This is a genomic window from Neisseria sp. 74A18 (genome assembly GCF_001308005.1).
Taxonomy (GTDB): Bacteria; Pseudomonadota; Gammaproteobacteria; order Burkholderiales; family Neisseriaceae; genus Neisseria; species Neisseria dumasiana.
The window spans coordinates 15,016-38,141 of record NZ_LGZA01000029.1; the positions used below are offsets into that span (position 1 = coordinate 15,016).

The window sequence follows — 23,126 nt, forward strand, 5'->3', positions numbered from 1 at the left end:
TAAGAACAATATAAATTATCATTTATAATAAAAACGATGTTATCGGGTTTGCATTATGCGGATGCTCAACTGATAATACCGTTTTTTATATCTTTATTTCTTTTTCCATCTTGATGAGGCCGTCTGAAAAAAACTTATGAAGCTGCCTGTATCCAAACTCTTATTGCCGCGTTTGTGGCTGACCGCCTGTATCGTGCTGATTCTGATTCCGCTGGCGGTGATTGTGGCGGCATTGGGTGAGTTCGATGCGGAAATCTGGTCGTTTCTGCTGGAATACCAATTGCCCCAATTGTTGAAAAACACCTTGTTTCTGGTGTTGGCCGTGGGCGCGGGTGTGGCGGTGCTGGGCACTTCCTGCGCGTGGCTGACGGCGATGTATGATTTTCCGCTGCGCCGGTTTTTCTTTTGGGCGTTGATGCTGCCGTTGGCAGTGCCGGCGTATGTATTGGCGTTTACCCAGCTCGGTTTGTTTGACTACACCGGCCCGCTGAATACGCTGATGCGCGAACGCTACGGCATAGCGCAGTTTTTCCCCGATGTGCGCAACGGTTTCGGGTTGGCGGTGGTGATGAGCCTGACGTTTTATCCGTATGTTTACCTGCTGGCGCGCAATGCTTTTTCCAGCATGGGGCAGCGGGCGTTGGAGGCGGGCGCGTCGTTGGGTTTGTCGCCGCGGCGGGCGTTTTTCAAGCTGGCTCTGCCGATGGCGCGGCCGTGGATCGGCGGCGGCGTGATTTTGGCTTTGATGGAAGTACTGGCCGATTTCGGCACGGTGTCGGTGTTCGGCTACGACACGTTTACCACGGCGATTTATCAGGCGTGGTTTGATTTTTATTCGCTGGAAACGGCCAAACAGCTCGCCGCTTTGCTGATTACGCTGGTGTTCGTGCTGTTGGCGTTGGAACAGCTCAGCCGCGGCAACCGCCGTTTCAATCAGTCCGGCAAGGCGCAGCAACACCGCCGCAAGCCGCTTTCAGACGGCCTCAAGTGGTTTGCAACGGCTTATTGCGGCCTGATTTTGCTGTTTGCGTTTGTTATTCCGCTGGTTCAGTTGGTGGTGTGGGCGCACGAAACTTGGAATGACGGTTTCAACACTTCGCTGTGGCTGCATGCGTGGCATTCGTTTGCGGCCAGCTTTGCCGCCGCCGTATTGGTTGCCGTCGTTGCTTTGTTGCTGGCTTTGGCCAAGCGTGCGGATAAAAGCCGTTTCGCCGCCGTTGCCGCACGCATTGCTACGCTGGGTTACGGCATTCCGGGCACGGTGTTGGCGGTGGGGGTGTTCGTGCCGGTGGCGTGGTTCGACAATATTTTGATTGAACACTTAAATTTGCCCGAAGGCACTACCGGCATTTTGAAAGGCACGTTGGCAGTAATGTTGGCAGCGTATCTCATCCGCTTTCTTGCCGTCGGTTACGCGGCGGTGGAGGCGGGGCTGGAGCGCATCAGCCCGTCGCAGGCCGAAGCGGCGCGTTCGCTCGGCTGCACCGGCCGCGGCGTGTTGTGGCGCGTGTATCTGCCGTTGCTGAAAGGAGCAATCGGCACGGCGGTGCTGATGGCGTTTGTGGACGTGATGAAAGAAATGCCGATTACGCTGATGACGCGCCCTTATGATTGGGATACGCTCGCCGTGCGTGTTTACGCTTTCACCATCGAAGGGCAGTTTGCCAATGCCGCGCTGCCCGCTCTGCTTATCGTTTTAACCGGCCTGCTGCCCGTTATCCTGTTTTCGCGCACGGAGCAAAACACATGATTTTAGAAGTTTCCCAAATTAATCTTTCTTTCGACGGCAAACCCGTGTTGCAGGATTTCGGTTTTGCATTGGAACAAGGCGAAATCGCCTGCCTGCTCGGGCATTCGGGCTGCGGTAAAACCACCGCGCTGCGCTCGATTGCAGGGTTTGAACAGCCCGAAAGCGGCAAGATCGTGTTGAGCGGCACCACGCTTTCAGACGGCCTCACATCCATGCCGCCACACCTGCGCCGCATCGGTATGGTGTTTCAGGATTACGCGCTGTTTCCGCATCTGACCGTCGCCCAGAATATCGCGTTCGGTATCAGCAAACAGCCTGCCGCCGAACGCCATGCGCGGGTGGGCGAGCTGCTCGAATTAATCGGCTTGCCCGACTACGGCAGCCGTTATCCGCACCAGCTTTCAGGCGGCCAACAACAGCGCGTGGCCCTTGCGCGCGCCCTTGCACCCAAGCCCGAGCTGATTTTGCTCGACGAGCCGTTTTCCAACCTCGATGCCGACTTGCGCGCACGCTTGTCGAAAGAAGTGCGCCAACTGCTGAAACAGGAAAACACCAGCGCGATTTTGGTCACGCACGATCAACAGGAGGCGTTTGCGATGGCCGACAAAATCGGCATCATGCACGAAGGCCGTCTGAAACAGTGGGATACGCCCTACAAGCTCTATCATGAGCCTGCCGACACCTATACCGCCCGCTTTATCGGCACCGGCGTAATGCTGCGCGGCAAGGTTAAAAGCGCGGCTTGCGTACAACTGGCCGTCGGCGAGTTTTGCGGCACCGTGCCGTTTGCCTGCCAATGTTGCAGCGAAGTGGACGTGCTTATCCGCCCCGACGATATCGTGCACGACCACGCCAGCCCGATTACCGCCGAAGTGCTGGATAAGGATTTCAAAGGCAGCTATTTCATCTACACGCTCAAGCTCGACAGCGGCGAAACCGTTGCCGCCCAAGTGCCCGCCCACCACGACCACCCCGTCGGCAGCCGCATCGGTATCCGCATGGATTTGGAACATTTGATTGCGTTTGGGGCGTGAGTGTGCCGGGTTAAAGTTAAATAAGCGTTAGGCCGTCTGAAAAGGTTTTCAGACGGCCTAACGCTTATTTATAAAAAGGTTTCGTATAGTCAATCCAGAATGGTTCTGAAAGTCAGGCTGATTCGGGGGGCATGCACGGTTTTGCTTTTCATCACGGCATGCCGCCAATGGGTTTGCGTGTCGCCGTGCATCACAATCAGCTGCCCGTGTTGCAGAAATATTTCACGTTTTTCATGCGTTGTTTTGTGTTTGAACGCAAATTTTCGGGTTGCCCCGAAACTGACCGAAGCAATGACCGGCTCATTGCCCAGCTCGGGTTCGTCGTCGCTGTGCCACGACATACCTTCGAGGCCGTCTGAATAAAGGTTGAGCAGGCAGGAATTGAACACGGCAGGCGTGTGCGGGCGGATGCAGTCTTCAACCGTTTGTTTGATCTCCAACAGTACAGAATGCCACGGCAAAGCAAGGCGGGAAATACCCGAATAAGTGTAGGCAAACGGTTTGTCGCCATACCAAGCGGTTTGACGGGCCGTGGTAATCCGCTTGCCGTACATCAACACTTCGTCATGCCGCCACAGAATCTCTTGAGCCAGCACGGAAAAATAAACGTCGGCCTTTTCGGCAGCAATAACCGCGCCGTAGTCGTTAACCGATCCGTCGTAGGGAAGAAGATTGGCCGGTGTGTTTCTGCCGGTTGGAAATAAACTCAATGTCATCTTTATCTCTATGTTTTTAATATATTTTTTATGACGTTTTAAACTCTATTATTCAAATAAGTTATTAATAAATCATAAACGAATCGTTGCTTTTAGCCGGATAACATAAAGAGGCGCTGAAAAAACCTTGTTGGCAAGGCCGATTTTATGTTTAACAATATTTAACTTACGTTAATTTTGATTGGTAAATCATTTCTTTTATTCATAAATTCGGTATGCCTATACATTATTTACTCAAATTGTTAACAAATAAAATTGCCGCATCATTGAATTTTATTAACAAAAAATAACATTTTATTATTTCATCTCAATTGGATAATGATAAAAGTATAAAAAAATATATTAAAACAAGAGGCGTCTTTTCCGATCTGGAAAATACATTATACTCTTGCCTGGCATTTATCTTTTTGGAATGAAAGATTTATTTAGGAGGTTAGATAAAAAATGTCGAAATATGTCGTACGCACACATAAAACTTACGGAAAATATGTAGATATCAGAGATTTCAAAACCAAAAACAATAGTTATGATGATGCGGTAAAAGCAGCCTTGGTTGCGGCCAATAAAGAAAAAGCTGCGCTTTATATCAACGGCATGATCAGAATCACCCAAGCAATCGAAATCAACGCCGATACCAAAGATGTGAGAGGGATTTTCGGCGACGGTATGGGAAAAACCAAGATTCTGTTTACCCATACGCAAACCGGTGTGCACAATCCCGACAGCAACAGCACCGTTCCCGAAAAAGCCGGTATTTGGATTAATAAGCAAAACGGTAAATTTATCAGCGATTTGTCGATACAGTACCAGCATACCAAACCAACCGATTTCTACCGTTCCGGCCAAAGTTATTTCGGTAAAATCAACGGTATCGTCGTGAACGATTCCGACCATACCCTGATTAAAAAAGTGGAAGTTTCCGGAGCCAACCGGGCGGGGGTTTTATTTACTTCGACCGATGCGGTGTCGACAGGTGCGAAATACTCGCTGATTAACGGAAAAATTTCTGCCAACCAACTGCCCACCGGCGACAACAATAAGATTGTAGACAGCTACCTGCACCACAACCGTGTTGCAGGTATTTTAGTATCTTATCAAAAAGGTTTTGTGGCGGAGGGCAATACCTTATCTTGGAACGGCCATAAAGACGACGGCGGAACAGGTTACGGAATCGCCTTGGTGGCAGGCAGCTACAACAACGGCATTACCATTGCCAAAAACAAAACCGACCACAATTACCGCAAAGGTATCGATTCGCACGACGGCAACAACATCACCATCAAAGACAACATACTCAACGGCGACCGTATGTATGGCATTGCAGTCGAAAACCGCCAGTTCACTATGGATAAAGTAACCATACACAATAATAAAATTATCCAAGATCCTTCGTTCCGCCTGCTGAGAGACGACAATTTCGGTGTTCCGCACGAATCCAGCGACTATGCGGGTTTTCGCGGCATCAAGCTGGAAAACAAAGCGCAAGCTTGGCAAAAATTCGCCAACCCCAAAACCGGCGCGTTCGTGATTACCAACAATACCATCGAGGGTTTAACCGATAAAAACGGCATCACCCGCGGCATTGAGATGCGCAATAACGAAAAAGATGCCACTTATTCTTTGAGCATTTCCAACAACACCATCAAGGGCAATTCTTCCGACAGCTTGATCAGCGTATTCGGCAATCCGGATAATCCGGATACCAAAGCGGTTGAAAGAGGGCCGGGTTCGGGAACAATCCGTATCATCAACAACACGATGGAAGTAACCAGAAGCCACAGCGCGCCGATTTTGATTCAAGAGCAAAATACCAACGGCCGCCTGCACGGCAGAATCATGATCGAATCCAACAAACTCCATATCAAGCAGTCGAATGCCGCCACCGAAGCACTCTCTGCCGAAACCAATGCCCAGTCGATTACCGTCAACCAAAACACATTCAATTTGGGCGGCCTGATAGACAGACCGGTTATCCGCACCAAAGGTGTCGGCGGGTCGCAGAAAATCCAACTTAATGTGTCCGGCAACAAATTTGAAACCGACGGCACCGCCGCTTTTGAAAACGGCGATTGGCTGAAAACGGAAAACACAACCACCAGAATCCACAGCAACCAACACAACAAGGCAGTCGGCATTTTGGGCAACAACGGCATTACCGTTCAAGATATTGCCGCCGCCCAAAAGCTCAAGGCACTGGCGGCCAAATCCAAAGCGTCCGCCCAAGCCAAAATGCCCTCTGCCGGCATGATTCCCGAAGAGATGCAAAACGACAATCCCCATGCGGAAAATATGCCGTCTGCGGGCAAGGCCAAGCTTGCCGACATCGGCCACACCACTTTCAGTGCGTCGGCTTCTGAAAACATTCAGGTTAATCCCGCAGCTTTACGCACGGCCGGTCAGAAAACGCCTGCAAATGCGGAGCATGCCGACAAGGCAGACGGGCTGCTCGATAACCGCCAGCCGTTAAACTTGGGTGCAATCGGTATCAACGACCGCGCAGAGCCGTGGCCGGAGAGTGCGCCGGAGGTTTACACCGCCGCCAACTCTGCCGCCTATGTGCTGCCTGAAGACAATACCGTCGGCTACGTTTGATTGAAGGCGTTGCGTTAAGTTAGAGCATGTTGCACAAAGCATTGCGGCGGATGTTGATTGAACAGCCGCCGCAATAAAAGCTTTCAACAAACTGAGACCTTTGCAAAACCCCCAAATGTGGATGTAGTTCAAGGCGTAGCAGCACAGCGAGTGCAGACATATCATACAGATAGGCAAACGAGCGAGCAGCGCACAACGCAGAAATGCGCCGCAGATGGGGGTTTGCAAAGGTCTCAAACTCTTTGTGCCATGTCGGGTTCGGAGAGCAATATAGGTTTCAGACGGCTGTTTGCGTTATAATCCGTCGATTGAACATTAATTTCAGCTCATACGAAAAACATCATGCTAGACAAATACAATCCCGCCGAAATCGAAGCCAAACATTATCAAAACTGGCAGTCTCAAGGCTATTTCCAGCCTGATTTTTCCCGCACCGAATCTTTTGCCATCCAGCTTCCCCCGCCCAACGTTACCGGCACCCTGCACATGGGTCATGCCTTCAACCAAACGATTATGGACGGCCTCACGCGCTATTACCGCATGAAAGGCCGCAACACCTGCTGGATTCCCGGCACCGACCATGCCGGCATTGCCACGCAGATTGTGGTGGAGCGGCAGTTGGCCGAGCAGGGTGTTTCGCGCCACGATTTGGGTCGCGAAGGATTTTTGAAAAAAGTGTGGGAGTGGAAAAATGTTTCCGGCGGCACGATTACCGAACAAATGCGCCGCATGGGGTGTTCGGCCGACTGGAGCCGCGAATATTTCACGATGGACGACGTGCGTGCCGAAACCGTTACCGAAGTGTTCGTGCGCCTGTTTGAGCAGGGCTTGATTTACCGCGGCAAACGCTTGGTAAACTGGGATCCCGTGCTCGGCACCGCCGTTTCCGACCTTGAAGTGGAAAGCGTGGAAGAGCAGGGCAGCATGTGGCATATCCGCTATCCGTTGGCCGACAACCCTTCAGACGGCCTCATCGTCGCCACTACCCGCCCCGAAACCTTATTGGGCGATGTGGCGGTGGCGGTGCATCCCGAAGACGAACGCTATGCCCACTTAATCGGCAAAGCATTGCAGCTGCCGTTGGCGAACCGCCGTATTCCGATTATTGCCGACGAATATGTAGAAAAAGATTTCGGCACCGGCTGTGTGAAGATTACGCCCGCACACGATTTCAATGACTACGAAGTCGGTAAACGCCACGATACGGCTTTAATCAATGTATTTGATTTGGAAGCGAAAGTTTTAAGCCAAGCCGAAGTATTCAACTACAAAGGCGAGGTTCAGACAGGCATTGCTCTGCCCGAAGCCTACGCAGGTTTGGATCGTTTCGCCGCCCGCAAACAAATGGTGGCCGACCTTGAGGCGCAAGGTTTGTTGGTGGAAGTGAAACCGCACACTTTGATGACCCCGAAAGGCGACCGCACCGGCAGCGTGATCGAACCGATGCTGACCAGCCAATGGTTTGTGGCGATGAGCGCGAAGCCCAGCGGCGGCGAACCTGCCGGAGAGTTTGCCGGCATGAGCTTGGCCGAAAAAGCCAAACACGCCGTAGATTCCGGCCAAGTGAAGTTTATCCCCGAAAACTGGGTCAACACCTACAACCAATGGATGAACAATATCCAAGACTGGTGTATTTCGCGCCAACTGTGGTGGGGCCATCAGATTCCCGCTTGGTACGATTCAGACGGCCGCGTTTACGTTGCCCGCAATCAGGAAGAGGCGGAAAAATTGGCAGGCACAAGCGGATTAACCCGCGACGAAGACGTGTTGGATACTTGGTTCTCGTCTGCGCTGGTGCCGTTCTCCACCTTGGGCTGGCCGTCTGAAACTGAAGAATTGAACGCCTTTTTGCCGAGCAACGTATTGGTAACCGGCTACGAAATCATCTTCTTCTGGGTGGCGCGCATGATTATGATGACCACCCACTTCACCGGCAAAGTGCCGTTTAAAGACGTGTATATCCATGGCATGGTGCGCGACCATGAAGGCAAGAAAATGTCGAAGTCCGAAGGCAACGTGATTGACCCTGTCGACTTAATCGACGGTATCGACCTCGAAAGCCTGCTGGTAAAACGCACCACCGGCCTGCGCCGCCCCGAAAAAGCGCCGCAAGTGAAAAAAGCCACCGAAAAACTGTTCCCCGAAGGCATTCCCGTGTTCGGCACCGACGCGCTGCGCTTCACCATGGCGAGCTACGCCAGCCTCGGCCGCAGCATCAACTTCGATTTCAAACGCGCCGAAGGCTACCGCAATTTCTGCAACAAGCTGTGGAACGCTACCAATTTCGTGTTGATGAACACCGAAGAGAAAGACTGCGGTCAAGACGAAACCCTGCCGCTGGCGTACAGCTTTGTCGACCAATGGATTATCGGCCGCCTGCAACAAACCGAGGCCGCCGTTGCCGAAGCATTCGATACCTACCGATTTGATTTGGCGGCGCAAACGCTGTATGAATTTGTGTGGAACGAGTATTGCGACTGGTATATCGAGCTGGCGAAAGTGCAGCTGCAAACCGGCTGCGAATCCACCCGGCGCGCCACCCGCCGCACATTGGTGCGCGTGTTGGAAGTGGTACTGCGCCTGATGCACCCGATTATGCCGTTCATCACTGAAGAGCTGTGGCAGGCAGTTGCGCCGCTGGCGAATGCCAAGAAAACCGACAGCATCATGCTGGCTGCTTGGCCGGTTGCCGACAACGAAAAAATCGTGCCTGCCGCGTTTGAACAAATGGCCGCGCTGCAAGACTTAATCGGCGCGGTGCGCAACCTGCGCGGCGAAATGGGCTTGGCACCGAGCGTGAAAGCACCGTTGTTTGTGGAAGGCGGCAAAGATTTGGAAGCCTTGCTGAAATATGTGCCGATGATGGCACGTTTGACCGAAGCCAAGCTGGTCGACAAACTGCCCGAAAGCGAAGATGCGCCGGTAGCCGTCTGCCAAAACGCGCGCCTGATGTTGAAAGTGGAAATCGACAAAGCCGCCGAAACCGCCCGCCTGAACAAAGAAGCCGAGAAGCTGCAAAAAGCGTTGGACAAACTCAACGCCAAACTCAGCAAACCCGGCTACACCGACAAAGCCCCTGCGCATCTGGTCGAAAAAGACCGCGCCGAGCTGGCCGAGTTGGAAGACAAAATGTCGAAAGTACAGGCACAGCTGGCTAAGTTGAAATAAAAGCCGGTGCTTAACAAGAGGCCGTCTGAAAAACCGCTGGCGGATTTTCAGACGGCCTCAAGTTTTTGGCAGGGGCTGTTTTTGAGCCGAGTTGTGCCAAGGTATCAAGCCGCTTGTTATCCAACCAAATACAGCCTGAGACCTTTGCAAAACCCCCATCTGCGGCGCATTTCTGCGTTGTGCGCTGCTCGCTCGTTTGCCTATTCTATCTGATATGTCTGCACTCGCTGCGCTGCTGCGCCTTGAACTGCATCCACATCCGAACCGCTATAACAAGAAGCCGTCTGAAAATTTTTCAGACGGCTTCTTGTTATAACGGCGACAGGCTGCGGATTACGCGTTACCTTCTTGCGCTTGTTGGTACATGGCTTCGAAGTTGATCGGAGCCAGCAGCACGGGCGGGAAGCCTGCTCGGGTAATGGTGGTGGAAACGGCTTCGCGGGCGTATGGGAACAGGATGTTCGGGCAGGCAACGGCCAGCAGCAGTTTCACGTCTTCTTCAGGGATGTTTTCCAAACGGAAGATACCGCTTTGCGATACTTCGTTCAGGAACATTACGCGGTCGTTCTCGAGCTTGGCGGTAACGGTTACGGTTACGGTAACTTCGTGGAAACCTTCTTCCAGTTTGGCGCTTTCGGTAGAAACGCGCATATCGACTTCAGGCTCGCCTTGCTCCAAGAATACTTGGGGAGCGTTCGGCACTTCTAAAGACATATCTTTAACATACAGTTTTTCGATGCTGAATACGGGTTGCAGTTCTTCGCTCATGGTGGCTCTTTCTATGAAAAGTTATGCTGCGTGTGCAGCGGGAAAGGGGTTATTCGGTTTCGCCTTCCAACAGGCTTTTGAGGCCGCCGCGTTGGTGCAGTGCGTATAAGTCGGTAAAGCCGCCCACATGGGTGTTGCCGATGAAAATCTGCGGCACGCTGCGTTGGCCGGTGATTTGCTGCATTTCGGCATAGTCGGCAGGGTTTTGATCGACGCGGATTTCTTTGATTTCGCTGATGCCTTGTGATTTTAAAAACTGTTTGGCCATGGTGCAGTAAGGGCAGTAGGGGCCGGTATACATGGTAACGGGCTGCATATAACGTCCTCAATGATGAATGTGCTTGTGTTGTATTTTATGCACTATATGGGCATTAAAGTGTTTTTACAAGGGTTGGGAAATCGGGTGCGGCCGTCTGAAAATTTTTAACGAAGCCCGTATCGTTCGCTTTGGCGAAACTCGCAAGCTCGTTTTAGCGAAACTCGCAAGCTCGTTTTAGCGAAACTCGCAAGCTCGTTTTCAGACGGCCTCGCTCATGCAGCTTCCCAATAGTCGATATAAAGTTGCAATTCGATATTGTTGCGCCATTCGTTAGCCACGGGGCGGTATACCGTGCGGACGCGGGTGGGAAGCTCTTCGGTGCAGCGCCAAAACATGGCTTCAAATTCGCAGCCTTCTTTGCGCAGCCACACTTTTTTGTGGTTCACGCCCATAGCCTGTTGGCGGATAACGGCAAATTCATCGGTGAAGGTTGGCGGGGCGAAGCCTTGCCCCCACACTTGGCGGGCGAGGTTTTGCGCTTGTGTGAGCGTGATGTCGGCGGCGGGCAGGCTGCCGTCGGTGATGTAGGTTTGCGCCAAGTCGTCGGCATGCACCAATTCGCGTACTGTCTGCTCAAAGGCCATCTGAAAAGCGGCAATGTTTTCTTCGCGTATGCTCAAGCCTGCTGCCATGGCGTGTCCGCCGAATTTCAAAATCATGTCGGGGTGGCGTTTGCTCACCAAATCCAACGCATCGCGCAAATGCAGGCCGGGAATGGAGCGGCCGGAACCGCGCACTTCGCCGTTGTCGGCAGGGGCGAACACGATGGAGGGGCGGTAGAAACGGTCTTTCAGACGGCTGGCTACGATGCCGACCACACCTTGATGAAAGTCGTTTTGGTAGACAACTAAAGTGGTTTGGCCGGCCGGCAGCGATTCGGGAAAAGCATTCAGCGCGTCTTGCAGCATGGATTGTTCGATTTCGCGCCGTTCGATGTTCAAATCGTTGAGTTGGGCAGCAAGGCTTTGCGCTTCGGCTTCGTTGTCGGCCAGCAGGCAGGCGATGCCGACCGACATATCGTCTAGTCGTCCGGCCGCATTGATGCGCGGGCCGAGTGCGAAGCCCATGTCGAAAGGCTGGGCTTTACGCCAGTCGCGCCTTGCAATTTCAAACAGGGCGCGGATACCGGGGCGCATTTTCCCCGCACGCATCCGTTTCAAGCCTTGCGAAACGAGAATGCGGTTGTTATGGTCGAGCGGCACCACATCGGCAACGGTGCCGAGTGCGACTAAATCCAACAGCTCGGCCAGATTCGGTTCATTGAGGCCGTCTGAAAGCGGGTGTTCAGACGACCTGAACCAGCCGCGCCGGCGCAATTCGGCGCGCAAAGCCATCAATACATAAAAAATCACGCCCACGCCCGCCAAATTTTTGCTGGCAAAGTTGCAGCCGCGTTGATTGGGGTTGACGATGATGCAATCGGGCACGGTATCGGCGGGCAGATGGTGGTCGGTTACGATAACATCCAAACCCAATGCCTGAGCGCGTTCTACGCCGGCGATGCTGGCGATGCCGTTATCGACGGTTAACAATAACTGCACGCCTTGGGCGGCGGCGATGTCGGCCAGTTCGGGCGTGAGGCCGTAGCCGTGCTCGAAGCGGTTGGGCACTAAAAAATCGACCGAGGCTCCCATTGCCGACAACCCTTTGATGCCGACTGCACAGGCGGTTGCGCCGTCGGCATCGTAATCGGCCACGATTAAGATTTTCTGTTTGCGCTCCACCGCATCGGCCAATCTGGAAGCGGCTTCGGTGCAGCGGGTGAGGCTTTGGTAGGGCAGCAGGGCGGCGAGTTTGTCGTCCAACTCGGCAGGGGAGGCCACGTCGCGGGCGGCGCACAGGCGGGCGAGCAGCGGGTCGGTGCCGGCCTCGATGAGGGTGCGGCAGATGTCGGGGTTAACGGTGCGGGTTTGGATTTTAACAGCCATGAAGATGATAACCGTGTGAAATCATAAGCAGCCTTGATAAACCGCTGTGGTGTAGGTTTGAGAGCGTGTTTGCTTGCAGCGGTTTGGCAAGGTTGAAGTTGTTTTAGGTTGTTTAATTTGGTGTGTTTCGGCAGCTACGGCATTTCAGACGACCTCTGTATTCTGCCCGGACTTTAGGCAATATGTTGGCAGGCAGAATCGTGCGCCGCTTCGTGCGATTGCTTTGAAAAAAGCCGGGCAATAGTGCAGAAAGGTGCAGTTGATGAAACCGTATCCCGCTGCCATGTTGCCCGGCTTTCAATGATGTTAGAGCGTTCCGTAAGAGTGCAGGCCGCTTAAAAACATATTCACGCCGATAAAGGCAAAAGCGGTAATGAACAGGCCGATAATCGCCCACCATGCCAGCACTTTGCCGCGCCAGCCGGCCACAAGGCGCAAGTGCAGCCACACGGCGTAGTTCAACCATACGATAAAGGCCCACGTTTCTTTAGGGTCCCAGCTCCAATAGCGGCCCCATGCGTCGGCCGCCCACAATGCACCGAGAATGGTGGCGATGGTGAAAAACAGGAAGCCGACGGCAATCGATTTGTACATCACTTCTTCAATGGCTTGAGATTCGGGCAGCCACGATTTTTTACCGGCGTTTTCACTGCGGATGGCCAGCAGTTCGGCCACGCCCAACATGGCGGAAATACAGAAAGCACCGTAGCCGATGAAGTTTGCCGGCACATGAATTTTCATCCACCACGATTGCAGGGCGGGAATCAGCGGCTGGATGGTATGGGCTTCGCGGGATACGCTGTACCACAACACAAAAACCACCACTACCGCCATGAACGAGAGCACAAATGCGCCCAGTTTCTGTATGGCGAATTTGGTTTCATAGTAGAGATACATCAGGGCGGTAATCACCAAGAAGAGAATGAAGACTTCATACAGGTTGGATACGGGAATATGGCCGGCGTCGGGGCGGAGCAGGTAGCTTTCATGCCAGCGCACGAGCAGGCCGCTAAAGCCTGCCAAGGCAGAAATCCATGTCAGCACGCTGCCGATGCCCAGTAAAGTGTTGGTTGCGGTATTTTGTTTTTTGGCGATTACTGCGCCCAAAATGTAGCAGAACAGGGCGAAGAAAACAGTAGCGCACTGCCACATAATCGCCGATTGGCTGCTGAGAAAGTATTTCAGCAAAAAGCGGTCGGCATGGGCGATATCGCCCGAGTAAAGCTGTACTGCACCGTAGGCCAGCAATATCGATGCAACGGTAAACCCGCGCAGGGGCTTGAAAAACCAGCCCAGTAATATGGTGCCGGCTGCGCTGCTCCACAAAATGACTATTTCGTAAATATCCATGCGGTGCCCGACATGGAATTGGGCAAACACGGCGGTCATGGTGATGAACAAGGCAAACAGCCAATCCCAACCGTTGAGACGGCGCAAAAACGACCGGTGGGTCAGCAGAGTGTGATGGTGTGGTAATTTATCCGCACCGCGTATGGTGTGGTTCATGTGTATGTTCCTTCATAATTCGGCCAACTTGTTTTCAGACGGCCGTCTGAACAAATTCTTACACAGGTTACTAAATGTTTTTGTGTAAATCTGAGGCCAATGTTGCCAAATCTTGTGTGTGTTTGGGAAATTCTTTTTGTAAATCACGTTCATTGCGTGAAGAAGACATGGAAAAACGTACACCGTTTTGGTCAAACAGAAGCCATGCACGTTTTTCGCGGATGTAAAACATAAATACGGTGCCCAATACCAGCAATACCGAACCCAAATAAACCAAAGAAGCGCCGGGCGAGCGGGTCATTTGCAGGCCGGAAGAGCGGACTTCTTTATAACCGTTTAACTGCAAGAGTACGGGCGAAGGGTATTCGGTCAAACCGGTATAAGCGTCCATGCTGTGCAGCAGAAAACGGTTTCTATCGGCACCCGGTTTCCATTCGGGCAGTTTGTAGGTGGCGATGGTTTCTTCCAATATCGAGTTTAACGCGCCGTATAGAATGCGGTAAAAGAAATCCTGCATTTTATCACGTTCGGCTTCGGGCACTTTTTGTTCGATATATTCGTTCAATGCCAAATACCCGCCCTGTGCAAACAGAGCCAGCGTGTTTTCCACGGCCAAACTGAATCCCGCACGCACGTTATCCGGCGCGGCTTGTGCAGAGTTGGCGATAACGCGCTTGCGTACTTCGGGATCATTCAACAGCTCCCGCCAAGCCATAAAGGTATCGATACTGCCTTGTGCATCGGCAGGCAGCCGCAGCCAACGGTATTGTTGCTCCAGCCCCGAGCGGGTGCCGGTGATGAAAAAGTAATCTTCTTCCTGTTTCACGGGCAGCATGTAATTTTTATATTCGACCGCTTGTCCGGATTTGTCGCGGATGCGGTAAACAATCGAAGGGCCGATGTTGGTGAATTTTTTATCTTGTTTCACGCTGCGCACATCGTTGATGGCCGTCTGAAAACCTGCTTTGTCTTTTTCCTGCGGCGCGCTCATGTCTTCAACGTTCATGGCGGTAAACTGGTCGAATTCCAAGCGGTATTGCTTGCCGTCCAAATCCAGCGGGAATTCACGCATTGAAACCGCATTCATCTGCGCAGGTTCGCGGCTGTTGCCTGCCAAATTCCAAGCTTTCAATTTTAAGTCGGAACCGCCGTCGGCAAAGCTGGCCTGATAAATGGTGATGCCGTCGATGGTGAGGGGATGGTTTACCCTGATGGTTTGTTCGGTTACTTTACCGGTGGCCTTCTCGGTAACAACCAAGTCGCTGGCAAAGTCTTTGGGCATACCGGTGTTGTAGAAATCGATGTGGAATTTTTTCAGATTTACGGTAAAAGGCAGATCCTGAACCAACATGCCTTTGTCGGCATTTAAAAATACCACGTCGGCTTGCTGGCCTTCGGTAATGTTGACATTGCCGCGGAACGAAATATTGCCGCTGCCCAAAATGCTTTCGGGTTTAAAGTCTTTGGCAAACAAAGAATCGTTATCCGGCACGATTTTGCCGGTGAGCATGCCGGCTTTTAACAACAGATTGCTGTCGATCAGGCCGCCCAAGCAGATAACGATAATGGCGGTGTGGGCGAAAATGTAGCCCCATTTGTTCATCGCACCTTTTTTCGCCGCCACTAAAACCGAGCCGTCTTCCCGCTCAACCGTTTTGCTGCTGAAGCCTTGAACTTCCAAATAACGCGCGGCAATTTCAGGTGAGAGGCCGCCTTCGAGCATGGCGGTGTGTTTCATGGAAGCAAGTGATTTTTTGGTGGCGTTTAAGCGGAAAGATTTCATTTCGCGCAAGAAAGGCGGGATGTTGCGCCACAGACACAAGCCGGTGGACAGCACCAAAAAAATCATAATCAGCACAAACCAGCTGGACGCATATACGTCAAACAGCCCCAAAAAGCCGAATATTTCTGTCCAAAAAGGGCCGAATTTCACCACATAATTAACCGGCGGCTGATTTTGTTGCAGAACCGTGCCGATTATGGAAGCGATACCCAACAGGCTGAGCAGAGCCACGGCAAAGCGCATGGAGCTGAGAAAAGCAAACCAAGGGCGGCGGATAAGCGGAACGGATGTTTTAGATTGGGCCATAGGGTTTTGCCGGTTAGCAGTTAAGTTGGATGAGATAAAAACATGTTTTCAAATCGGCGGAACGGTTTTTAAGCACCGTAACGCGTCATCTGAACCGAAGGCCGTCTGAAAGCGTTTCTTTCAGACGGCCCCGGTATCAAACCGCATGATGCAATGTTAATGCAGCCCTTGGATGAAGTTGGCTACGGCGTTCAATTCTTCGTCGGTCATACGGCCGGCAATGTCGGCCATGATGGTGTTTTTACGTTGGCCGGAACGGTAAGCCTTCATTTGGTCGACAATGTAGGCTTTGTGTTGGCCGCCTAAGCGGGGATAGGCCAAAATTTCTGTGCCGCCTGCAGGTATGCCGGCACCGTTGGGGCCGTGGCATGACATACAGGCGGGAATTTTTTTGTCGGCCAAACCGCCGCGGTAGATTTTCGCACCGAGTTCGGCATTTTCTTTAGGATTGGTTTCGCCCGGTTTGGGGAACTGGGTGGCGTAAAATGCCGCAACATTGCGCATATCCTGATCGGAAAGCGCGGCAACCATCGGTGCCATTGCGGCAGCTGCGCCGGTGGTGCGTTTACCTTCTTTAATCTCTTTGGTTTGAATAAAAAGATATTGGGCGTGTTGCGCAGATAATTTGGGATACATTGCGATAGCGCTGTTACCGTCGGCGGCGTGGCATGATGCGCAGATATTGGTTGCAATTTCTTTGCCTTTGGCAATATCCGCTTTAGGTGCGGCTGCTGCAACGGCGGCGGCAGTCAAAGCCAAGCCCAACAAGGTAAAACGTTTCATGGAAGTGTGCTCCTGAATGACAGCATTACGGTAGGGACTCGCAATGCCCTTTAACTATACTCAACACGGGCGTATTGGCGCCCGACTAAACCGATAACTTTATAATCGTGGTATTCTATACCAAATTCACACAATTTTACCACTTATGAACTTATTTCAAAATGCAAAATTCTTTACTACGGTCAATCATCTGAAAGATTTGCCCGATACGCCTGCCGAAATCGCCTTTGTCGGGCGCAGTAATGCGGGCAAGTCCAGCGCCATCAATACGCTCACCAACCATGTACGTTTGGCTTATGTGTCGAAAACGCCGGGGCGTACCCAGCATATCAACTTTTTCGAGCTGGCCGGCGGCGGATTTATGGTCGATTTGCCCGGTTACGGTTATGCGCAGGTTCCGGAAGCCGTTCGCGCGCATTGGGTGAAATTGTTGGGCGATTATCTTCAGAAAAGACGGCAGTTGATCGGTTTGGTGCTGATTATGGATGCGCGTCATCCGTTGAAAGAGCTCGATATCAGAATGCTCGATTTTTTTCATCTCACCGGGCGTCCGGTGCATATATTGTTGTCGAAAGCCGATAAATTATCTAAAAACGAACAGATTAAAACGCTGGGAGCTGTGAAGAAATCGTTGAAGCCTTATACGGAACGCCAGCAGATCAGCGTGCAGCTTTTTTCGAGCTTGAAAAAACAGGGCATCGAAGAAGTGAACGGGGTGGTGGGTAAGTGGTTTGCCGACTACAACGCAGCTCAGTGTGCCGAAGATGCCGAGCCGGAGCATGAAGAAGTGCGCGGGGAAGAGTAAGCGTGCGGTTTGCCGTGATGTTTTTTTATCGCGTTATCAGGGCGCACGGATATGTGCCGGACAGGATGTGAGCCCGTTTATATGGTTCTTCGACAGTGCGGATTTTGATAAAATAGCCGCCGTTTTTTTCAGGCTGTCTGAAAAAAACTTTCAGACGGCCTGATAAGCTCATTACTTTTAATATCCAACTAAAACGGTTGTGTGGAACTTTCGAGATGGTTCCGCGCCCATTAATCAATATAAAATTGATCAGCACGGGTTTTGCCCGAAGCATGTCGGCAGCGTGTATCGGCAATGATGTGTTTCGCATTTGATTGGCAGGCCGTCTGAAATCAGATACTTATGTATAAAATCATACCTACCGTCCATATTTTATCGAAGCTCGGCGTATTGTTTTCGATACTTCTGCTGGTTCCCACAATGGTGTCGTATATTTATTTGGACGATGCCTTGCGTGCTTTCGGCTCTACTGCATTGGTTACGATTATCAGCTCGGTGGTTATTTGGCTGCTGACGCGCCGCCATCAGCGCGAATTGCGTGTGCGCGACGGTTTTACACTGGTGTTTATGTTGTGGGTAGGGTTTGCGGTAGTGGCTGCCATGCCCTTTTATCTGTATTTTCCGCAGATGAGCTATACCGATGCTTTGTTTGAGGCCATGTCGGGGCTGACTACCACCGGCGCAACGGTTATCACCAGCTTGGATACATTGGCACCGTCGATTAATTTTTGGCGGCACATGCTCAACTGGTTAGGCGGCATGGGTATTATTGTGTTGGCGGTGGCCATTCTGCCTATGCTCGGAGTCGGCGGAACGCAGCTTTTTAAAGCCGAGATTCCGGGTATTGATAAAGACAACAAAATCGCACCGCGCATTTCTCAGGTGGCAAAGAAATTGTGGCTGACTTATGCAATCAGCACCGTCATTGCCTGTTTGGCGCTGCATTGGGCGGGAATGAGCTGGTTTGATGCGGTTTGCCATGCCTTATCAACTATCTCGTTGGGCGGTTTTTCTACGCACGATGACAGCATTGCATACTTCAATTCGCTCTCTATCGAAATGATCGTGATGGCGATCACGTTGTTTGGTGCCATCAGTTTTGTTACCCATCTTTCAGTAGTCGGCGCACGCTCCCCGAAGCGTTATTGGAAAGACGAAGAGTTCCGCATTATGTTCAGCGTGCTGGTGGTGAGTATTACTGCCGTCAGTATATATTTGTGGCATAAGCAATATTATCCTTCTTTTGAAGAGTCGCTCCGATACACATCGTTTAACTTTGTATCGATCGGCCTTTCCAGCGGGTTCGCCAGTGCCGACTTCGCCCAGTGGCCGCTGATTACATCGTTATGGATGTTTTTTCTTGCCAATATTTTGGCCAGTTCGGGCTCTATGGGCGGTGGTATCAAAAACGCACGGGCCATCGTGCTGGCAAAATTCAGCCTGCGCGAAATGCTGCTGCTGCTGCATCCTAATGCCGTGCGCAATGTTAAAGTGAACGGTCGCACCATCCCCGAGCGCACGGCATTAACAGTTATGGCATTTATTTTTGTGTATTTCATGACCATTGTGCTGTTTACGTTTTTAATGATGGCTTCGGGGCTGGATTTCATCTCGGCTTTCAGTGCGGTAATCGCTTGCATCACCAATGCCGGCCCGGGTTTGGGCGTTGTGGGGCCCGCATATAATTATTCCGGGTTGGCAGATGTTCAAAAGTGGCTGTGTACGGCAGTGATGCTGTTGGGGCGTTTGGAAATTTTTACCGTGTTGATTTTGTTTACACCGCCGTATTGGAAAAAATAAGGCTTGAGACCTTTGCAAAACCCTCAGATGTGGATGCAGTTCAAGGCGTAGCAGCACAGCGAGTGCAGACATATCATATAGATAGGCAAACGAGCGAGCAGCGCACAACGAAGAAATGCGCCGCAGATGGGGGTTTTGCAAAGGTCTCGGCTTGTTGCCGACCGAAATGCCGCTTAGTTTGCGTGCTGGAAATGGAAACGGCCGTCATTTTCAGACGGCCTCGAAAAGGGCAAAAAAATGTTGAATAACGGCGTGAGTATTGCCGTTATTCAACATGAGGTAGAAACAGGATTGATGTGTTCTTTGGATTTATTGAATCCGCAGTTTTTCTTCGCTCACGGCATGAACCACATCCGTTCCGAACAGCGCATTTACATCGGTTTCGTCAAATACATATTTGGCATTGCAGAAGTCGCAATCGATTTCAACGCTGCCTTGCTCAAGTAATACGGAGCCGACTTCTTCTCCGCCCAACATCAGCAGCATATCGCTTACTTTTCCGCGTGAACAGGTGCAGGCAAACTCAATCGGTTCTTGCTCAAATACGCGGGGCGGTGTTTCATGGAACAGGCGGTAGAGTACATGTTGAGCGTCTAAAGCGGCCAATTCGTCGGCAGTAACGGTTTGAGTGAGCGTAGTTACATGTTCCCAAGCCTCCGCATCGGGCACGGATTCGGGCAAACGCTGCACAAGCAGGCCGGCACATGCTTCATCTGAGGCCGTAAGTGTAATGTGGGTATCCAGCTGCTCGGAGCGTTTCATGTAGTTAACCAGCATTTCCGAAATACTGTCGCCTTCCAGCGGCACAACGCCCTGCCAAGGGTCGCCGTCTTGCGGTTGTAAAGTAATCACAAACACACCGTTTTCGCCCAATAATTCGCGCAGGCTTTCATTGTCGCCGATGTGTGCTTCTTCATTCCAGCGTGCCGTAGCGCGGCAGGTGTCGGTTGATGAGGCTTCCACAACCAGCATTTTCAGTTTGCCCTGACCCTGAACCTGAACGGTCAGCGTGCCTTCGATTTTCAAATTGCTCGACAGCAATGCGCCCGCTGCCAACAGTTCTCCCAAAGCACGGCGGATGGCGGCGGGGTAATGTTTCTGACCGGCAATGTGCTGCCATACTTTCTCAAGGCGAACATGCTGGCCGCGAACGGGCATGTTGTCGAAAATGAAACGGGTTCGGCAGTCGGAATGGTTTGCGGCTGCCGCAAGAGTGTTGTTTTTCATATTTGTCATCGCGTAGGTTGTATATATTTTTCAGATGGCCTGAATATGGTTACAGGCCGTCTGAAATCAAGTGCAGGTGAAAAAACGAAGGCCGGTGTGAATAAATCCGAATAGATTCAACATCTATTGTGCCGGCCTTTTATGATAAAATAGCCGCCTTCAAAATTTTACATGTACAGCCCGCCCGAGTTTCAGAATGGCGGACACAGAAAGGAAATACTATGGCAGGCCACAGTAAGTGGGCGAATATCCGTCATAAAAAAGAACGTCAAGATGCCAAGCGCGGTAAAATTTTTACCCGTTTGATCAAAGAGATTACCGTTGCGGCCAAAATGGGCGGCGGTGATCCTGCTTCCAACCCCCGTTTGCGTTTGGCTATGGATAAGGCATTCAGCAACAACATGCCTAAAGACAACATTCAACGTGCAATCGATAAAGGTACCGGCAATTTAGAAGGTGTGGAATATGTAGAGCTGCGCTACGAAGGCTACGGTATCGGCGGTGCAGCCTTAATGGTGGATTGTCTGACGGACAACAAAACCCGCACCGTTGCCGATGTGCGTCATGCATTCAATAAAAACGGTGGCAATTTGGGTACTGACGGCTGCGTGGCCTTCAATTTCGTACATCAAGGCTACCTGATTTTCGCCCCCGGTGTAGATGAAGATGCCTTGATGGAAGCGGCTTTGGAAGCCGGAGCGGAAGATGTATTAACAAATGATGACGGCTCATTGGAAATCATCACAAGCCCCAACGATTGGGCAGGTGTTAAAGCTGCGTTAGAGGAGGCAGGTTTTCAGTCTGAAGACGGCGACGTTACGATGCGTGCTCAAAATGAAACCGAACTCAGTGGCGAAGATGCTGAAAAAATGCAAAAACTGATTGATGCCCTTGAAGATTTGGATGATGTGCAAGATGTTTATACTTCTGCCGTCTTGAATTTTGAATAAATTCAAACAGTCAAATTTAGGCGTTAAAAAAGCAGGCTTCAAGCCTGCTTTTTTGATAGGTGGCGATATGCTAAAAATAAAAAGCTGAGACCTTTGCAAAACCCCCATCTGCGGCGTATTTCTGCGTTGTGCGCTGCCCGCTCGTTTGCCTATCTATATGATATGTCTGCACTCGCTGTGCTGCTACGCCTTGAACTGCATCCACATCTGAGGGTTTTGCAAAGGTCTCGGGATGCAAATGTTTCAATCTTGTTTCAATCTAAAGAAGTGGCCGTCTGAAACTTTTTCAGACGGCCACTTCTTTAAGTTATTGGAATAGAAATCTTTTCAATAAAAATCAGCAGTTTTCCGTAAACTCAACAATAAATCACGGAAAGCATTAGGATCCTTGATGAAAGTCATTTCGCCTGCTTGTGGAAAGTGAAAGTCCAAAAGCCGTGAAACCCAAAAACGGATACAGCCTGCACGCTGGGCCGTTGGAAAGTAGGTTCGCTCTTCATTGCTCAGCGGCCTTACACTTTCATAACCTTCGATAAAAGCTTTCTGCAATTCGCTATCTAAAAAATTATCGGCAGTACGCGCCCAATCGTTTACTGCAATGGCCAAGTCATACATAAAATTGCCGTTGCAGGCATAATAAAAGTCAATGAACCCCGCAACTTCTTGTTCGTCCAGTAACACATTATCTTTAAACAGATCGGCGTGAATGATACCGGAAGGCAAAAAATCTCCGCTATTCTTATCTAAATACTCAATTTCACTTTTCAATAATTCGGCATCGTCTTTATTTAACAAAGGAGAGAGTTGAGTGTAAGCGTCGGACCACCAATCGCGGTAACGGGGATTGGTCATTTTGAAAGGGAAACTTTGTCCGGCTAAATGCATTTTGGCCAGCATAGCTCCCGTATTGAAACATTGGCCGGCTGTAGGCCAACTGGTATCAGTTCCTTTTAAACATGTAACCAAGCAAGCAGGTTTATCAGCCAAAATAGAATCAAATTTACCGTCTTTTCGTGCTACCGGGGCAGGGCAGGCCACACCTTCTTTGCTGAGATGTTGTTTGAGTTCCAAAAAAAACGGAAGCTCATTTTGCTGTAAGGTTTCGAATAGCGTTAATACAAAACGCCCCTTGGTAGTGGTTAAAAAATAATTGCTGTTTGTTATCCCTTGAGCAATGCCTTGCAGTGAAACAAAATCACCTAAATCGTAATCATTTAGAAACTGACGCATCTCTTCATCGGAGACGCTGGTGTAAACAGACATAACGAAGCCCCATAAAAATGAACTTCATATCATATCAAAAAAAGAAATCCAATGAATTGATTTTGAAACTTAGGCTTGGAATGTGATGCCTACAAAAAAGAAATAAGCGGCTTAAAACAGCAAGATTGTGTCGTGGCAAAATTAATTTGCAAAAGATTTTAAAATAAAAACCGATAAGAAACATCGGGATGGGTAATTTGATGCAAATAATTGCATTTTTGGTGTTGACGGGTTGGGTTTGGGGTGTGTATAGTTCGGTTTCTTCGCTGTTGAGACGGCGGATTTAAGTTCTTTAACAACGCAGATTACCGATAAGTGTGAGTGTCTTAGGCCTCACACTGCGACAAAAACAGACGAGACAAGATTATATCATTGTCAGTCGGTTTCTTTGAAGCAGACCAGAAGTTAAAAAGTTAGAGATTGAACAT

17 protein-coding genes and 2 pseudogenes are annotated in these 23,126 nt (G+C 50.8%); 8 read left to right on the forward strand and 11 right to left on the reverse strand.

Annotated elements, in window-relative coordinates:
* The first annotated feature begins 136 nt into the window (after nt 1-136).
* Nucleotides 137-1,750: an iron ABC transporter permease gene (locus AKG43_RS09235; RefSeq protein ID WP_054600274.1), complete on the forward strand. Its 1,614-nt coding sequence runs from the start codon at nt 137-139 to the stop codon at nt 1,748-1,750.
* A complete protein-coding gene (locus tag AKG43_RS09240; protein ID WP_054600275.1) occupies nt 1,747-2,784 on the forward strand; it encodes an ABC transporter ATP-binding protein in 1,038 nt (345 codons plus the stop codon). Before AKG43_RS09235 ends, AKG43_RS09240 begins: the two co-directional genes overlap by 4 nt.
* An 89-nt stretch (nt 2,785-2,873) precedes the next feature.
* Here AKG43_RS09240 and AKG43_RS09245 read toward each other — a convergent pair whose 3' ends face one another.
* Entirely contained in the window at nt 2,874-3,500 is a 627-nt protein-coding gene (locus AKG43_RS09245; protein WP_054600276.1) for an alpha-ketoglutarate-dependent dioxygenase AlkB, read from the reverse strand.
* Between the two features lie 444 nt (nt 3,501-3,944).
* Here AKG43_RS09245 and AKG43_RS09250 point away from each other — a divergent pair, with 444 nt between their 5' ends.
* Complete coding sequence (locus tag AKG43_RS09250) at nt 3,945-6,092, forward strand: right-handed parallel beta-helix repeat-containing protein (RefSeq protein ID WP_054600277.1); 2,148 nt, start codon at nt 3,945-3,947, stop codon at nt 6,090-6,092.
* 19 nt (nt 6,093-6,111) lie between these two features.
* On the opposite strand, the pseudogene AKG43_RS13375 reads toward AKG43_RS09250, so the two are convergent.
* Nucleotides 6,112-6,320, reverse strand: a pseudogene (locus tag AKG43_RS13375) (lipoprotein signal peptidase).
* Nucleotides 6,321-6,434: 114 nt separating this feature from the next.
* Here AKG43_RS13375 and AKG43_RS09255 point away from each other — a divergent pair.
* Nucleotides 6,435-9,260 (forward strand): valine--tRNA ligase, encoded by a 2,826-nt coding sequence (locus tag AKG43_RS09255; RefSeq protein WP_054600278.1) that lies wholly within the window; start codon nt 6,435-6,437, stop codon nt 9,258-9,260.
* Nucleotides 9,261-9,593: 333 nt separating this feature from the next.
* Here AKG43_RS09255 and secB read toward each other — a convergent pair whose 3' ends face one another.
* The 6 genes from secB to AKG43_RS09285 all read right to left on the reverse strand — a co-directional run bounded on the left by secB (nt 9,594) and on the right by AKG43_RS09285 (nt 16,653).
* Nucleotides 9,594-10,028, reverse strand: a complete 435-nt coding sequence (gene secB / locus AKG43_RS09260) for a protein-export chaperone SecB (protein ID WP_054600279.1) — start codon at nt 10,026-10,028, stop codon at nt 9,594-9,596.
* 49 nt (nt 10,029-10,077) lie between these two features.
* Nucleotides 10,078-10,344: a glutaredoxin 3 gene (gene grxC / locus AKG43_RS09265; protein WP_054600280.1), complete on the reverse strand. Its 267-nt coding sequence runs from the start codon at nt 10,342-10,344 to the stop codon at nt 10,078-10,080.
* A gap of 215 nt (nt 10,345-10,559) precedes the next feature.
* Entirely contained in the window at nt 10,560-12,275 is a 1,716-nt protein-coding gene (gene recJ, locus AKG43_RS09270; protein WP_054600281.1) for a single-stranded-DNA-specific exonuclease RecJ, read from the reverse strand.
* Between the two features lie 306 nt (nt 12,276-12,581).
* Nucleotides 12,582-13,781 carry a c-type cytochrome biogenesis protein CcsB gene (gene ccsB / locus AKG43_RS09275; RefSeq protein ID WP_054600282.1) on the reverse strand — a complete coding sequence of 400 codons (1,200 nt, stop codon included), beginning with the start codon at nt 13,779-13,781 and terminating at the stop codon, nt 12,582-12,584.
* Nucleotides 13,782-13,851: 70 nt separating this feature from the next.
* Nucleotides 13,852-15,870, reverse strand: coding sequence for a cytochrome c biogenesis protein ResB (locus tag AKG43_RS09280; RefSeq protein ID WP_054600283.1), 2,019 nt, complete (start codon nt 15,868-15,870; stop codon nt 13,852-13,854).
* A 156-nt stretch (nt 15,871-16,026) separates the two neighbouring features.
* Nucleotides 16,027-16,653 carry a cytochrome c gene (locus AKG43_RS09285; protein ID WP_054600284.1) on the reverse strand — a complete coding sequence of 209 codons (627 nt, stop codon included), beginning with the start codon at nt 16,651-16,653 and terminating at the stop codon, nt 16,027-16,029.
* 145 nt (nt 16,654-16,798) lie between these two features.
* On the opposite strand from AKG43_RS09285, the gene yihA reads away from it, so the two are divergent.
* Nucleotides 16,799-17,458 carry a ribosome biogenesis GTP-binding protein YihA/YsxC gene (gene yihA / locus AKG43_RS09290; protein ID WP_054600285.1) on the forward strand — a complete coding sequence of 220 codons (660 nt, stop codon included), beginning with the start codon at nt 16,799-16,801 and terminating at the stop codon, nt 17,456-17,458.
* A 342-nt stretch (nt 17,459-17,800) separates the two neighbouring features.
* On the forward strand, nt 17,801-19,258 hold the full coding sequence (locus AKG43_RS09295) for a TrkH family potassium uptake protein (protein WP_054600286.1): 1,458 nt from the start codon (nt 17,801-17,803) through the stop codon (nt 19,256-19,258).
* 3 nt (nt 19,259-19,261) lie between these two features.
* Here the strand turns inward: AKG43_RS09295 and AKG43_RS13670 are convergent.
* Both AKG43_RS13670 and hslO read right to left on the reverse strand, forming a co-directional pair.
* A pseudogene (locus tag AKG43_RS13670) lies at nt 19,262-19,399 on the reverse strand (lipoprotein signal peptidase); the annotation flags it as partial.
* 168 nt (nt 19,400-19,567) lie between these two features.
* Nucleotides 19,568-20,485 (reverse strand): Hsp33 family molecular chaperone HslO, encoded by a 918-nt coding sequence (gene hslO, locus AKG43_RS09300; protein WP_054600293.1) that lies wholly within the window; start codon nt 20,483-20,485, stop codon nt 19,568-19,570.
* A gap of 221 nt (nt 20,486-20,706) precedes the next feature.
* Here hslO and AKG43_RS09305 point away from each other — a divergent pair, with 221 nt between their 5' ends.
* Nucleotides 20,707-21,435, forward strand: coding sequence for a YebC/PmpR family DNA-binding transcriptional regulator (locus AKG43_RS09305; RefSeq protein WP_054600287.1), 729 nt, complete (start codon nt 20,707-20,709; stop codon nt 21,433-21,435).
* 93 nt (nt 21,436-21,528) lie between these two features.
* Nucleotides 21,529-21,714: a lipoprotein signal peptidase gene (locus tag AKG43_RS13380; protein ID WP_082403050.1), complete on the forward strand. Its 186-nt coding sequence runs from the start codon at nt 21,529-21,531 to the stop codon at nt 21,712-21,714.
* A gap of 48 nt (nt 21,715-21,762) precedes the next feature.
* On the opposite strand, the gene thrB is transcribed toward AKG43_RS13380, so the two are convergent.
* Nucleotides 21,763-22,698: a homoserine kinase gene (gene thrB / locus AKG43_RS09310; RefSeq protein WP_054600288.1), complete on the reverse strand. Its 936-nt coding sequence runs from the start codon at nt 22,696-22,698 to the stop codon at nt 21,763-21,765.
* Nucleotides 22,699-23,126: the final 428 nt, after the last annotated feature.

Coding starts and splice junctions, on each gene's coding strand:
- AKG43_RS09235 (WP_054600274.1), top strand. CDS start 137: ATGAAGCTGCCTGTATCCAAACTCTTATTGCCGCGTTTGTGGCTGACC.
- AKG43_RS09240 (WP_054600275.1), top strand. CDS start 1,747: ATGATTTTAGAAGTTTCCCAAATTAATCTTTCTTTCGACGGCAAACCC.
- AKG43_RS09245 (WP_054600276.1), bottom strand. CDS start 3,500: ATGACATTGAGTTTATTTCCAACCGGCAGAAACACACCGGCCAATCTT.
- AKG43_RS09250 (WP_054600277.1), top strand. CDS start 3,945: ATGTCGAAATATGTCGTACGCACACATAAAACTTACGGAAAATATGTA.
- AKG43_RS09255 (WP_054600278.1), top strand. CDS start 6,435: ATGCTAGACAAATACAATCCCGCCGAAATCGAAGCCAAACATTATCAA.
- secB (WP_054600279.1), bottom strand. CDS start 10,028: ATGAGCGAAGAACTGCAACCCGTATTCAGCATCGAAAAACTGTATGTT.
- grxC (WP_054600280.1), bottom strand. CDS start 10,344: ATGCAGCCCGTTACCATGTATACCGGCCCCTACTGCCCTTACTGCACC.
- recJ (WP_054600281.1), bottom strand. CDS start 12,275: ATGGCTGTTAAAATCCAAACCCGCACCGTTAACCCCGACATCTGCCGC.
- ccsB (WP_054600282.1), bottom strand. CDS start 13,781: ATGAACCACACCATACGCGGTGCGGATAAATTACCACACCATCACACT.
- AKG43_RS09280 (WP_054600283.1), bottom strand. CDS start 15,870: ATGGCCCAATCTAAAACATCCGTTCCGCTTATCCGCCGCCCTTGGTTT.
- AKG43_RS09285 (WP_054600284.1), bottom strand. CDS start 16,653: ATGAAACGTTTTACCTTGTTGGGCTTGGCTTTGACTGCCGCCGCCGTT.
- yihA (WP_054600285.1), top strand. CDS start 16,799: ATGAACTTATTTCAAAATGCAAAATTCTTTACTACGGTCAATCATCTG.
- AKG43_RS09295 (WP_054600286.1), top strand. CDS start 17,801: ATGTATAAAATCATACCTACCGTCCATATTTTATCGAAGCTCGGCGTA.
- hslO (WP_054600293.1), bottom strand. CDS start 20,485: ATGAAAAACAACACTCTTGCGGCAGCCGCAAACCATTCCGACTGCCGA.
- AKG43_RS09305 (WP_054600287.1), top strand. CDS start 20,707: ATGGCAGGCCACAGTAAGTGGGCGAATATCCGTCATAAAAAAGAACGT.
- thrB (WP_054600288.1), bottom strand. CDS start 22,698: ATGTCTGTTTACACCAGCGTCTCCGATGAAGAGATGCGTCAGTTTCTA.